Below are 12,891 nucleotides of genomic sequence, written 5' to 3'. Positions count from 1 at the left end.
ACCGAATCAATTCGGTCCTTTACCTTTTTAAAAACTCATAGGCTTAATCCATGGTTTTTTGGTGGATATTATCGTGGCTATCCTTTTTGTCATTCACCATTTCACCATTCTCATTTTCTACCTCACTCATCTTGTATCCTTGAGGGGATTTAAGCATATTTTTAATGGTTTGCTCAATCGTATAATCCATTCCTCTGCTGTCAGAATCCAAAGTTGCGAAATTCTCAATGTCTTGTGCGTGTGTTTTGTCGTCACTCACGTAAACGTGATAGTAGCGGGGAACAACGCCCATTGCTGTGCGTTTCACTTGGTCAGCTGTTTCCGTACGGTTTTTCGTATCCGTATCGTAAACGACAAGCACTTCTTCATCTGTAACGAGAGTCGCGACATCATTGACATTTGGTAGCTGAACGCTTAGTGTTGAAATCATATCAGCTAGCTGTTCCCGATCGATGGAGGCCGTTTTATTGGCGATGTTTTTTCCATCTACCGTAGCCTTATTCGTGCGGGTAAAGCCAAAATCTTCACTATGGTTGTCTTGATTACGATTATCCTCGTCATAATATTGCGACGGGTTATTTACATTTTGCGGGGTACCAGCACCCCTATCATCATTTTTTAAACCGCTGCTTTGATCTCCATTTGCTGAACAGCCCGTTAATGCAATCATTGAGCTTAGACCTACTGTTAGGATCATTTTTTTCAACGGAAACACCCCCTTACCTAATAGGGTGAACATATTTCTTGATTTTTCGCTTAGTAATTAATGGGGAATCAGTTATAATTTAAAGAAGGAATGTATTTTTAAAGAGGTGAAACGTATGATCAACATCAATAACCTGGCGTATGAAATCATTGAAGACGAAAGAGAAGGCTATAATGAAGAAGCCTTTAAAGCGAGATACAGTGAAATTTTAACGAAGTATGATTATATTGTCGGGGATTGGGGTTACGGTCAATTAAGACTCCGGGGCTTTTTCGACGACAATAATCAGAAAGCCACTTTTGACACTAAAATAAGCACGCTCAGCGAATATCTGTATGAATACTGTAATTTTGGCTGTCCGTATTTCGTCGTTAAGAAAATTAAAAAGTAAAAAGCCAGAATGGATTCTGGCCTTTTTTATTTCTCGATCAGGAACTCCCATAACCTTTGTAAGGTGGTTGATCATGCTTTTCCGGGTCATCATGTGTAGGATGCGCACCGGGATATTTTCGTGGTAAGTCCTCGTGTAGCGATTTATTTTCATAATTAAAAGCACTTTGATAGCGTTGTCCTTCTTGCCACGGTGTCGTTTTATTCTCAACGGGAGCATCTTGATTGATGGGCGAACCGAAAGGTCCTTCTGGAAACTCTTCAGGAATCAAAAAGTCCCGTTGCTTTTGCACGTTTGAAAAATCGTGGTATGTTTCTTCTTTTTTATCCATGTCAAACCCCTCCTCATGTACTCATACATTCAGTAGGTTAACCTGATAAAGAAAAAAACATCGTATTTAGATGATTTCCATTAAAAAGTGGGAAAGTTCTTCCGCTTCTGCCTCTGTGAGAGCAAAGGCATGCTCAAGGTAGCCTTCTTCTTCTAAATCATCCGGTCCAATAATGGCAAAGCGATTGCTCTGCATGTTTAACACAAGTTTCTTTCCATAAAAGCGGTCGGTCATCGTAATGGCTAAATCGTATCTTGATTCATCCCCCATAAAACTAATGAACCGAGTCTTCGTATCGACTAAATCATTGTATAGATAAAAACGGTCTTCCACGGTACCACACCTTTCCCTTTGACTCCATTTTGGTAGTTCCATCATAACAAACTGACCCCCATACGGATACAGACATTTTAAGACATCCACCAAGTTAACTGATTATCCTGAAATGAGTATTTAGTATGAAATTTCTGTTAAAAAGACAAAAAAATTCTGTTTTAAGTCTTAAAAATCCCTTTTTATGTTAGAATATAGGAAAAACAACCCGGAATAGGGGACGAGTCTATGGCATCATTGCAGGGTAAAAGATCTATGTCACTAGGAAAATGGTTCAGGTTATTTTCCCCATCAGCTAAACTTCGCTTCTACCCGCCACAGTTCACCATAAGAAAACCTATGGTTCGCGCGGTGGCAGCTTCTCTTTCTGAAGGATATGAAGTGGCAGTCATAGTTTTTCACGTGAAAGAGTTGTTCGAACTTAAAGAAAGTGGGCAGCAGGAGCAGTTCCACCATTTAAATACCCATTTGAAAAGAATATTTAAAGAAGTCGTAATAGATAAAGTCCATGAGGGCAACTTATTGACGATACACGACTATTATGCGGATGGCATTACCATTTTAATGAACATGGAGGAGTCTGCAAAGCAACTGATCTATATGGAGGAATTAATCAGATCCATTTCTGATGAAGTGAGGCAAGGATTAGTCAGTGTTCACGCTACCCCGATTACTTTGAGTACAGGCTATATGTTTGTTGAGCATGAGTATTATTCAACGGAAGGAGCCATCGATACAGCACAGCGGCATGCTGTATCGATGGCAGAAGCCGCTTCACCCATGAATGAAATGCAAGAGACGATTAATCGAATAATCGATAATGGGGATATCAATTTACTGGCCCAACCTATCTTTGATGTGGCAACCAATAAAATTAAGGCATATGAAGTGCTGACCCGGGGACCACGTGATACGGACCTTGAGAGTCCATTGTCCCTTTTTGCTGTAGCCAGGCAGACGGGGAGATTATATGATTTAGAAAAAGTCGTTCTTGAAAAATCTTTTAAACAGATTTCAGAGAATGAATCCTCACAAAACGTGTTCATTAATTTTACCCCGGTAACGCTCAGCGATCCGCGATTCGTGCCGGATGTCAAGGATATGCTACATAAATACAAGGGTGTGTATGCTAATCAAATCGTCATGGAAATTACGGAAAGAGATCCAATCCTGAATATTGAAGAATTTATCGAGAGTATTAAAGGTTTGCGTAAAATGGGCTTTCGTCTGGCGATAGATGATACGGGAGTCGGTTATTCAAGTCTCTATGCCATTATAGAAATCATGCCGGAAATCATAAAGATCGATCGATCGGTCATTGAGAATATCGATCATGATTCTGTGAAAGAGACGATGTTAAAGGGACTTTTACTGATTGCTAAGGAGACCGGATCTGTTGTTGTAGCTGAAGGAATTGAGAGTATAGGAGAAGCTATGGTATTATCAAGGAATAGTGTTGATTTGGCGCAGGGATATTACTACGCTAGACCTTCAACTGTAGATAAAATCTCTATATCATCTTAAGAATCAGAAAGGATCTGGGAGTATGTACTTTGTAGATCGACAAAAGATTGGACAGATCTTAGAATATCTTGAAAAACAATTAGAGCTTTTCGAAGGACAGGAGAAGTGGAACGGTGAACTTTTAGAGCATAGCGTCGAGAGGATCATACAAACCTCTATTGATTCCGTGCTGGATGTGGGGAATGCAGTGATTGATGGATTTATTATGCGTGATCCAGGCAGTTACGAAGATATTGTCGATATTTTGCTTGATGAAAAAGTCATAAGCGAACCGATTTCCTTACAATTTAAAAAGGCGTTGCCGCTAAGAAAAATGCTCGTTCAAGACTTCATTGAAGTGAATCATACGGAACTTCTGGCCATTTTCAAGGAGAACATTGAGGCATTCAAGCTTTTCCCTGAATTAGTACGAAACTATTTAATTAACGAATTGGGCCCAGTTTCAGCTTTTAAAAACTAATTTGATTAAATAGGGGGACTAATACATGAAGGCGTACAAAGGATATTTAATAGACTTAGATGGCACGATGTACCGCGGCTCCGAGCAAATCGTGGAAGCGGCGGGCTTTATTAATGAATTGAGAAAAAGAGACATCCCTTATCTATTCGTGACGAATAATTCATCTCGGACACCAGGGCAAGTCGCTGAAAAGTTACGCAATATGGGGATTCCGACTGAAGATGCCCAGGTTTTCACGACAAGTATGGCTACAGCCAACTACATTGCTGAACAAAAGGAACATGCGTCCGTTTATGTGGTGGGTGAAGAAGGCATCACCGAGGCGTTGAAAGAAAAGGGTATGACACTTATTGATGAACGTCCTGATTTCCTAGTCATGGGTATTGATCGTGGCGTGAATTATGAAAAGTTATCCAAAGCTTGCCTTGCTGTCAGAAATGGAGCCGTATTCATTTCGACGAATGGCGACATCGCCATTCCTGCTGAACAGGGTCTTTTACCAGGAAACGGGGCGTTAACTTCCGTGGTTTCCGTTTCTACGCAGGTTCAGCCAATTTTCATCGGTAAACCGGAATCGGTCATCGTGGAGCAGGCCCTTAGGGTATTGGGCATTCCTAAAGAACAGACCATCATGGTCGGCGATAATTACGACACGGATATTTTGGCAGGGATTAATGCTGGAATCGATACTTTACTTGTACATACGGGCGTCACGACAAAGGAACGGTTAGAGGAATACGATAAACAACCGACTTATGTGGTGGATACCCTTGATTTATGGCAGTTTGAATAAAAAAGGATCCAGGGTTGCAGATGCAGACCTGGATCTTTTTGTTTTTCCTACGAACTCTCCGCTTTCCATTATGTTGTCATTCCACGTTTTCGACCCGGTGTGCGAGACGGCTGGAGGCAGCGGCTGCTATGGCACCTACGATATCATCCAAGAAGGTATGGACCTTGCCGGTACTTTTGTCGTTTAAATATTTTAGGATGCCAGGTTTTTGTTTGTCGATAAATCCATAATTGGTAAAGCCAATCGACCCGTATACATTGACTATGGATAAAGCTAATATTTCATCCACGCCATATAGTCCTTCATCAACCTCAATGATGCTTTGAAGGGGTTCTTCCAGCATTTTTTTTTCGGCTAGCATATCCAGTTGGATACCAGTAAGAATGGCATTTTGGACTTCGCGTTTCGAAATGACCCGCTCCACATTGTGGAGACAGTCGGACATTTGCAAATTTTCATGATAACTTGATTGTAGATACATGACTAACTCTGCGATATCTTCCAGTTTCACTCCTCGTTCACTAAGCCATCTTCGTGCCGTTTGTTCTGACATTGATTGATTTATATTAGTCATGTCATCATCCATTCTCCATATTTGGATTAAATTTTTCATACGAAAAAAATATTAGGTTTCGATAGTTATTCAGAAAAAGAGTGATTCCTCATATATATAAGTATATGATATACATTTTTTTTGTATCCATCTAATGGGGGAGGAAAACAATATGATAGAAGAAATCATTTTTAATAACTATGGAATACAGGTAGAGCGGGAGGAAGCAAATAGTCGCTTTCCTAGCTTTCGTTCCGGGCATTTCATTTACAGCATTGTTCCCTTAGAAGGTAGGGAACAGGAGGAATTAGCTGAACGTCATAAAATGGCTCAACATATGATTGCCCAAGGAGATCGGTATGTTTCAGCCTTCGTCCTCGCCAATCACGGGAGTTTTGTGTCGGAAGCGGAAGATCAATTATTCATCCTCCTTGCTAATGAGGATTTGGAAGGGCCTAAAAATTTCAACCCTGGCCGTCGCATCGCAAGATTCCATCAACGTGGAAGAGATATAATGGAAACGATTAAGTCATGTTCAAGAATAGGTAAGTGGAAAGAGCTGTGGGAGCAAAGAATTGACCAACTAGAGAATATTTGGAGAGATAAATTGAGAGCCCATCCGGATAACCCCTTTGAAAAAATGTTTGTAGAAACCTTTCCCTATTATATGGTGTTAGGGGAAAATGCGATTCAATATTTAGTCGACACGGAAATCGATGATACCCCACAAATCATCGATGGTGGCACGGTATGTTATGAGCGCTTCTTAGATGATACATGGAGAAGTAATAAGTGGATGAAAAATCCGTTCGATTGGGTATTTGACCATGGGACGCGGGATGCAGCTGAATGGGTGAGGGAGCATTACTTTCAAAATGTGCATACACACCAACGTGGCATATCCACTTTCCTTCATGACTACCAGAGTATTGAACCATTCTCCAGTTTTTCTGCACGCTTACTGTTTTCAAGAATGTTGTTTCCCATTCACTACTTTGAAGCGGTTGAAGAATATTTTTCAAAGGTATCAGAAGCAAGGTCGAATGAACTCGAAGACAAAATTTCCACCTTTACGAAAACATCTGAACAATATGAGGCCTTCCTGAAACACTTTTACGAATTGGCCGAGATTCCGGCTAAACATTTTAACCTTCCGAAGATTGATTGGATATAGAAAAAAACTGGAAGAAATATGATTCCACCTCTTTTACTATGTTATGATAATGATATGATTTTTTAGAATAGTTTGAAATTATATGTACTTCTGGTTCAGGGAATGAAAGGATGTATGTAATGAAAAAAACGATACTGGCTATATGGATTGTACTACTTGTTTTTCCAGCGGTGGCTTCTGCCAAGGCACTAGCTAAAACGAGCTGTGATGCAGACCAATTCAAAATTGTACTTAAGTCCACGACGGACGTGAAGGCGGAGGCATCGAAAGACAGCAAGACATTAAAGACCTATCAGAAAAATAAAGAACTATCGGTCAGTGGCAGAACGGGAAATTGGTATAAGGTTTGCTTTTCAGAAAAGACGGCCTATATTGACATGAAAGATGCCTGGGAAGTCTTCAGCTCGAGTGAGAAGGCGACCTTCAAGAAATTCGATAAAAGGAAGGAAGTCAGTCAAATTGTAGCAGTCACAGGAAAAACGATGAAAGGGACGAAGGTGACGATCCGAACGTACGAGAAGAAGAAAGGCGAGTGGCGGCGAGCCTTGGGAGATATGAAGGGGGCTATTGGAAAGAATGGCTTTTCAAAGAATAAGAAAGAGGGCGACGGGAAATCGCCTGTTGGCATCTATTCCTTTGGCACGGCATTTGGTAGTGAATCCAAGCCGGCTAAAGTGAGGATGGAGTATAGGAGAACAACCCAATATGATTATTGGATTGATGATCAGGCGTCCAAGGATTATAACAAGTGGATCATCTATAAGGGAAAAGATCCTTATAAGAAATGGAAGTCATTCGAAAGGATGGACCATGAATTATATAAATATGGAGCGGTTATCAATTACAATACGAATCCAATCGTCAGGGGAAAGGGCAGTGCAATCTTTCTTCACATATGGAGGGGTGAAAATAAGCCAACAGCGGGTTGCACCGCAACTTCCGAGAAGAATGTCCTGAGATTGCTGAAGTGGATGGATCCCGATAAACATCCACATGTCATCATGGGAACGAACGAATCCTTAAAGTCTGTTAAATAAATAGGATGAAGGCTTACCCTTCATAAAGTTAGCTCCATGCAGTCTTATTCTAATAGGAGCTGCAGAAAAATAAAAAACTGTATATTCTAACTATTGATAATTAAGTGAATAAAACATATAATGTCTACTATACAAATACAAATGTTTTCTCTGGGAAAACAGTTGTTTTAAGGGGGAACCAGGATGAAAGCCATCTCGATCGGATTATTAGGGTTAGGTACTGTCGGATCTGGAGTCGTACAGATTATTGAAAGTCATCAAGACAAGCTCATGCACCAAGTGGGTTGTTCCATTAATATTAAAAAGATACTCGTCAAAGATATGACAAAGGATCGGCTCGTAGACGTTGATCAGAGCATGCTGACGGCCAATCCAGAGGATATTCTTTCAAACCCGGAAATCGATCTAATCATTGAAGTGATGGGCGGGATTGAAGAAACGCGTGAATATCTTATCGAAGCTTTGAAGAATAAAAAACATATCGTAACGGCCAATAAGGATCTGATGGCACTGTATGGTCCAGAATTGTTAGAGTTAGCCACGGAGAATCAATGCGATTTATTTTATGAAGCAAGTGTTGCGGGGGGAATCCCGATATTACGTGGTTTAGTCGATGGCCTGTCTTCGGATCGCATCACAAAAATGATGGGGATTGTGAATGGAACGACAAACTTCATTCTAACGAAGATGAGCAAAGAAGGCAGAGCTTATGAGAACGTATTGAAGGAAGCACAGGAGCTAGGATTTGCGGAATCCGACCCGACTGCGGATGTAGGTGGATTGGATGCAGCGCGGAAAATGGCAATCCTATCCACTCTCGGTTTCTCCATGAATATTGGCCTGCATGATGTTGAAGTGCAGGGGATTACTGAAATATCCGAAGAGGATTTGAGATACAGTAAAAAGCTTGGCTATACAATGAAGTTGATCGGCGTAGCGACAAGGACCGGTAATAGGGTAGAAGTCAGCGTGCAGCCGACTTTACTTCCGGAGGAACATCCACTAGCTTCTGTTAACAATGAATACAATGCCGTGTATGTCTATGGGGAAGCGGTAGGGGAAACGATGTTCTATGGCCCAGGAGCGGGTAGTCTACCCACAGCGACCGCCGTTGTTTCGGATATGGTGACGGTCATTAAGAATATGAGATTAGGTGTGAATGGACGAAGCGCTGTTTCACCGCAATACCCAAAACAATTAAAAGATCCTACTGAGATTTTGGCTAAGTATTTTATTCGCCTGCATGTACAGGATGAAGTGGGTGTTCTAGCCAAGATTACGAATTTATTTGCAGAGCATGGGGTCGGTTTCGATAAAATCCTTCAGCTTCCGCTGGATGTAAAAGAATCTTCCGAAATTGTATTGGTCACACATAAAGCCCCAATGGCTGCCTTTGATCAAATCAAGGCCAAATTACACGATTATAATATGGTAAGAGAAGTGAAAAGTACTTACCGAGTCGAAGGAGAGGACAACAAATGAGCTGGCAAGGATTAATTAGCGAATATAAAGAATTTTTACCTGTAAATGAAAACACACCGGCATTATCCCTACTAGAGGGAAACACGCCTTTGATTAGATTGAACCGCTTATCAGAGGAATGGGGGATTGACCTTCATGTAAAATATGAAGGAGCCAATCCAACCGGCTCATTCAAAGATCGTGGAATGGTTATGGCTGTCGCGAAAGCAATTGAGGCTGGTAGCGATACCATTATCTGCGCGTCCACAGGGAATACATCAGCGGCGGCTGCAGCTTATGCAGCACGTGCCAATATTCGGTGTATCGTTGTCATTCCAGAGGGAAAAATCGCTATGGGTAAGCTTGCTCAAGCGGTCATGTATGGTGCGGAGATTATTTCGATTGAAGGGAATTTTGACCAAGCCTTAAAAATTGTCCGTTCCCTTAGTGAACATTCACCTATCACTCTTGTAAACTCGGTTAATCCATATCGAATCGAAGGTCAAAAGACGGCTGCATTCGAAATTTGTGATGCGCTTGGATCAGCACCTGATATTTTAGCATTACCAGTTGGGAATGCGGGAAATATCACTGCTTACTGGAAAGGTTTCAAGGAATATAATGAAGGCAAACAAACGGGATTGCCTCAAATGAGAGGGTTTGAAGCGGAAGGTGCAGCAGCGATTGTCCGTGATGTGGTCATTGAAGATCCGGAAACGATTGCGACAGCGATACGCATTGGGAACCCAGCCAGCTGGAAATTCGCTGTGGAAGCGGCAAGTGAATCTAACGGAAAAATAGACGAAGTGACGGATTCGGAGATTCTTGAAGCCTATCATTTCCTTGCTAAAAAGGAAGGCGTATTTGCTGAACCGGCATCGTGTGCCTCCATCGCCGGAGTGTATAAACAACTAAAAAGTGGTGAAATCAGCAAAGGAAGCAAAATTGTAGCTGTACTAACAGGAAATGGATTGAAGGATCCAAATGTTGCTGTCGATACAAGTTCGATTCACCCTACTTTGTTGCCGATGGATGAAAAAATCATATTAGAACATCTGCAAGGTGTGAAACAGGCATGAGTGCAGAATCCGAGATGTTTCTGATCCGTGTGCCAGCAAGTACGGCTAACCTCGGGCCAGGTTTCGATTCCATTGGTCTTGCGCTAGGATTGTACTTGGAGATACGCGGTTCCTTATCGAACCGTTGGGAGGTCATTCCACTTTCGGAGGAAATGTCTATATTCCCTAAAGATGACACTAATTACATCGTTCAAATAGCGAAGAAAACAGCGGCATACTATGGAAAAGACCTTTCTCCATGTCGTATTCATGTATCAAGTGAAATTCCGCTTGCCAGGGGACTGGGAAGCAGTGCTTCAGCGATTGTAGCGGGCATAGAACTAGCGAATCTTGTTGCTCAACTGAACCTATCCGATCAAGAAAAAAGTAGACATGCCTCTTCTTTTGAAGGACATCCAGATAATGCGGGGGCCTCTGTGTACGGGGGGTTAGTCGTTGGTTTCCATACGGATGAAAAAACGGATGTTCTTTCATTTCCAATCGAAGGAGTGAATGTGATTGCGATAATTCCTGATTTTGAATTGCTTACAGAGGATTCAAGGAATGTCCTTCCAAAGCTCCTTCCTTATAAGGAAGCGATAAGCGGAAGTGCAGCAGCTAATGTTCTACTTGCCGGAATCTTGACGAATAAATGGGACCTAGTCGGTCAAATGATGCAGAATGATCGCTTCCATCAACCATATCGTGCAAGCTTAGTGCCACATTTAGCAGAAATAGAAAAAATTGTCCGTCATGAAGGCGGATATGGTGCAGCATTAAGTGGAGCTGGCCCGACGGTGCTCTGTCTGGTATCTGCAGAAGAAACAGAACAATTGTTAAGGCGTTTAAAAGAAGCGTTTCCTGAATTCCAGGTGAAGCAGTTGAAGGTCGATAATGATGGGAGTCAGACGGCTATCTTATCAGAGGAAGAAAAGAAGGAATGGAGCTTTTATATATCATAACTTGTACAACAGTAAAAAAGCTGATTCCCTTTAAGCCGTATCAATGAATTGATAGGACTGATAAAGTGGAGTCAGCTTTATTTTCTATAACAGTCTACATTTCTCTAGACTGCAAGTGTTGTATCTAATATGGTTGAAATCGTAATTCTCTTTAAAGAGAATATTCAACACATTATATAAGGCTAATTAGAAAACTTGCTCAACTTCAACTACCCCGGGAACTTCTTCAAGAAGTGCGCGCTCAATCCCAGCTTTTAGCGTAATGGTTGAACTTGGACAGCTTCCGCATGCTCCCAGTAATCGTAATTTTACAATTCCATCTTCTACGTCAACTAGTTCACAGTCACCGCCATCACGAAGAAGAAACGGACGAAGTTTATCTAGGACATCTTGAACTTGTGTTTCCATTTGTTGTTCAGACATTGCAATCGACTCCTTTCCTAATCATATTATAATGCGAACATAGTAAAAAATCCAACTGTAACTTTGCGGAAATTAAATCTATTTTTTTCATGTCTGTCGGAAATAGGTGAATGATTCCAAAAGTACAGTGGAAAATTCCTGATGGAGGTAGCGCATGATAAAGAAAAAAATTCAAATAGAAGTATATGGGGCGGAACAAGTATGTGCCTCTTGTGTTAATCTCCCCTCATCGAAGGATACATATGAATGGCTTGAAGCGGCTTTGACAAGAAAGTTTCCCAACCAGCCGTTTTCCATTGCTTATATTGATATGTTCAACCCTCCAGAAATGGATAAGCAAAAAAACTTTGCAGCGAGGATGATTGAAGAAGATTTATTTTATCCACTTGTCATCATCGAGGACGAAATCGTGGCAGAAGGGAGTGTTTCTCTTAAAAAAATAGTGGATATTATGAAAAATAACGGGTATGAGAGCAACTAAAAAAAACTGACCCAGTAGGAAGCTTAACGCAGCTCTTTGAGTCAGTTCATGAAAACAGGATTTATGAAATTTTAGATTAACCGTTATGATATTTATACATCCACAGAATTCCTGATTTCATTAGGCGTGCTACTCTTCCCGTAATCGGGCGATTAGCCACAAGACCGAAACCTTGTTTCTTTCCAAGCGAACCTAGAGTTCCTTTTAATTTCACGGCAGGGAAGCTTTCGGGAAGTGGTTCGTTTGCCCACTTTTTCACAAGGACTTGTACAATTTGTTCCGCTTGAGATTCTGCTAATTGAGCACTAGGTGCATGCGGCAAACTCGCACAGTCGCCCACTACAAAAATACTGTCGTTAGTAGGAAGGAAATGCTGAGGCGTAAGTACGGCTCTTCCTTGACGATCTTTTTCAATATCCATGTCGCGGATAATTTTGCTTGGTTGAATGCCTGCTGTCCAGACGATAACGTCACTTTGAACAGCTTCTTCTCCATTATAAAGGAGATTTGGTTCAACTTTGGTGATATTAGAATGGTGAACGATTTCAATGGTATGTTTATCGAACCATGATTCGACAAAAGTACTTAATCTTTCTGGAAAAGCAGATAAAATATGTGGTCCACGGTCGAATAACTTAACATTTAAATCTGAACGGCTTTCGATCAATTCGCTGGCTAACTCGACACCACTAAGGCCTCCACCAACGATTGACACAGTTCCACCGGCTCCCAAATTATTCAAAGCTGAATAGGTGCGACGTGATTTATCGATTGTTTGGATGCTATAAGTGTGTGTGTCGGCTCCTGGTATATTGTGATATTTATCCTCACACCCAAGACCGATGACTAAATCATCGTAAGCAACAGGTTCTTGATTTTCGATAATGACTTGTTTGTTCTCCATATCGATGGAAAGTACTTCTCCGTATACGTTCTTTAAGCGAGGATGTTCTGGAAATGCAACACGAATGTGTTGATCGGGAATAGTACCTGCAGCTAAAGCATAATATTCCGTTTTTAAGCAGTGATAAGGATTGCGGTCAATAAGTGTAATGCTCACGTTTTCAGGAAGCTGATTAGGCAGCAATCTTTGCAGCATGCGCATACCACCATACCCACCACCAAGTATGACTAAATTCTTCATATGTTTTTTCCCCTTTGTTTAATCTTTAGAAATAATTGTTAAATGTTTCACTTGTGAAAT

The 12,891-nt window shown here is 41.2% G+C and carries 15 protein-coding genes and 1 pseudogene; 10 read left to right on the top strand and 6 right to left on the bottom strand.

What is annotated here, in order from left to right:
* Positions 1-43 precede the first annotated feature (43 nt).
* A complete protein-coding gene (locus ACQKL5_RS12015; protein WP_427609165.1) occupies positions 44-697 on the bottom strand; it encodes a YhcN/YlaJ family sporulation lipoprotein in 654 nt (217 codons plus the stop codon).
* A gap of 124 nt (positions 698-821) precedes the next feature.
* On the opposite strand from ACQKL5_RS12015, the gene ACQKL5_RS12010 reads away from it, so the two are divergent.
* Complete coding sequence (locus ACQKL5_RS12010) at positions 822-1,097, top strand: YutD family protein (protein WP_427608987.1); 276 nt, start codon at positions 822-824, stop codon at positions 1,095-1,097.
* 37 nt (positions 1,098-1,134) lie between these two features.
* On the opposite strand, the gene ACQKL5_RS12005 is transcribed toward ACQKL5_RS12010, so the two are convergent.
* On the bottom strand, positions 1,135-1,428 hold the full coding sequence (locus ACQKL5_RS12005) for a cytosolic protein (protein WP_427608986.1): 294 nt from the start codon (positions 1,426-1,428) through the stop codon (positions 1,135-1,137).
* 66 nt (positions 1,429-1,494) lie between these two features.
* The gene (locus ACQKL5_RS12000) at positions 1,495-1,806 is read right to left on the bottom strand and encodes a DUF3055 domain-containing protein (RefSeq protein ID WP_427608985.1); all 312 of its coding nucleotides are present in this window, start codon (positions 1,804-1,806) and stop codon (positions 1,495-1,497) included.
* Between the two features lie 183 nt (positions 1,807-1,989).
* Here ACQKL5_RS12000 and ACQKL5_RS11995 point away from each other — a divergent pair, with 183 nt between their 5' ends.
* The 3 genes from ACQKL5_RS11995 to ACQKL5_RS11985 are packed head-to-tail and all read left to right on the top strand — an operon-like array spanning position 1,990 to position 4,538.
* Entirely contained in the window at positions 1,990-3,285 is a 1,296-nt protein-coding gene (locus tag ACQKL5_RS11995) for an EAL domain-containing protein (RefSeq protein ID WP_427608984.1), read from the top strand.
* A gap of 22 nt (positions 3,286-3,307) precedes the next feature.
* Positions 3,308-3,745: a DUF86 domain-containing protein gene (locus ACQKL5_RS11990; protein WP_427608982.1), complete on the top strand. Its 438-nt coding sequence runs from the start codon at positions 3,308-3,310 to the stop codon at positions 3,743-3,745.
* Positions 3,746-3,770: 25 nt separating this feature from the next.
* Complete coding sequence (locus tag ACQKL5_RS11985; RefSeq protein ID WP_427608980.1) at positions 3,771-4,538, top strand: TIGR01457 family HAD-type hydrolase; 768 nt, start codon at positions 3,771-3,773, stop codon at positions 4,536-4,538.
* A 76-nt stretch (positions 4,539-4,614) separates the two neighbouring features.
* On the opposite strand, the gene ACQKL5_RS11980 is transcribed toward ACQKL5_RS11985, so the two are convergent.
* The gene (locus ACQKL5_RS11980) at positions 4,615-5,112 is read right to left on the bottom strand and encodes a phosphatidylglycerophosphatase A family protein (protein WP_427609163.1); all 498 of its coding nucleotides are present in this window, start codon (positions 5,110-5,112) and stop codon (positions 4,615-4,617) included.
* Between the two features lie 151 nt (positions 5,113-5,263).
* On the opposite strand from ACQKL5_RS11980, the gene yutH reads away from it, so the two are divergent.
* The 5 genes from yutH to thrB all read left to right on the top strand — a co-directional run bounded on the left by yutH (position 5,264) and on the right by thrB (position 10,783).
* A complete protein-coding gene (gene yutH, locus ACQKL5_RS11975) occupies positions 5,264-6,265 on the top strand; it encodes a spore coat putative kinase YutH (protein ID WP_427608978.1) in 1,002 nt (333 codons plus the stop codon).
* Between the two features lie 119 nt (positions 6,266-6,384).
* Positions 6,385-7,302 (top strand): L,D-transpeptidase family protein, encoded by a 918-nt coding sequence (locus ACQKL5_RS11970; RefSeq protein ID WP_427608976.1) that lies wholly within the window; start codon positions 6,385-6,387, stop codon positions 7,300-7,302.
* 183 nt (positions 7,303-7,485) lie between these two features.
* Positions 7,486-8,784 (top strand): homoserine dehydrogenase, encoded by a 1,299-nt coding sequence (locus ACQKL5_RS11965; protein WP_427608974.1) that lies wholly within the window; start codon positions 7,486-7,488, stop codon positions 8,782-8,784.
* Positions 8,781-9,842, top strand: a complete 1,062-nt coding sequence (thrC, locus tag ACQKL5_RS11960) for a threonine synthase (RefSeq protein ID WP_427608972.1) — start codon at positions 8,781-8,783, stop codon at positions 9,840-9,842. The genes ACQKL5_RS11965 and thrC overlap by 4 nt, the downstream gene beginning before the upstream one ends.
* Positions 9,839-10,783: a homoserine kinase gene (gene thrB / locus ACQKL5_RS11955; RefSeq protein WP_427608971.1), complete on the top strand. Its 945-nt coding sequence runs from the start codon at positions 9,839-9,841 to the stop codon at positions 10,781-10,783. Before thrC ends, thrB begins: the two co-directional genes overlap by 4 nt.
* 186 nt (positions 10,784-10,969) lie before the next feature.
* Here thrB and ACQKL5_RS11950 read toward each other — a convergent pair.
* Positions 10,970-11,297, bottom strand: a pseudogene (locus tag ACQKL5_RS11950) (NifU family protein).
* 63 nt (positions 11,298-11,360) lie between these two features.
* Between ACQKL5_RS11950 and ACQKL5_RS11945 the strand changes: the two are divergent.
* Positions 11,361-11,687, top strand: a complete 327-nt coding sequence (locus ACQKL5_RS11945) for a YuzD family protein (RefSeq protein WP_427608970.1) — start codon at positions 11,361-11,363, stop codon at positions 11,685-11,687.
* Positions 11,688-11,763: 76 nt separating this feature from the next.
* On the opposite strand, the gene ACQKL5_RS11940 is transcribed toward ACQKL5_RS11945, so the two are convergent.
* Positions 11,764-12,831 carry an NAD(P)/FAD-dependent oxidoreductase gene (locus ACQKL5_RS11940; RefSeq protein WP_427608968.1) on the bottom strand — a complete coding sequence of 356 codons (1,068 nt, stop codon included), beginning with the start codon at positions 12,829-12,831 and terminating at the stop codon, positions 11,764-11,766.
* Positions 12,832-12,891 lie beyond the last annotated feature (60 nt).

It is taken from the genome of Peribacillus sp. NPDC097675 (assembly GCF_050277655.1).
GTDB lineage: Bacteria > Bacillota > Bacilli > Bacillales > DSM-1321 > Peribacillus.
This window is presented reverse-complemented; position numbering and strand designations above follow the sequence as displayed.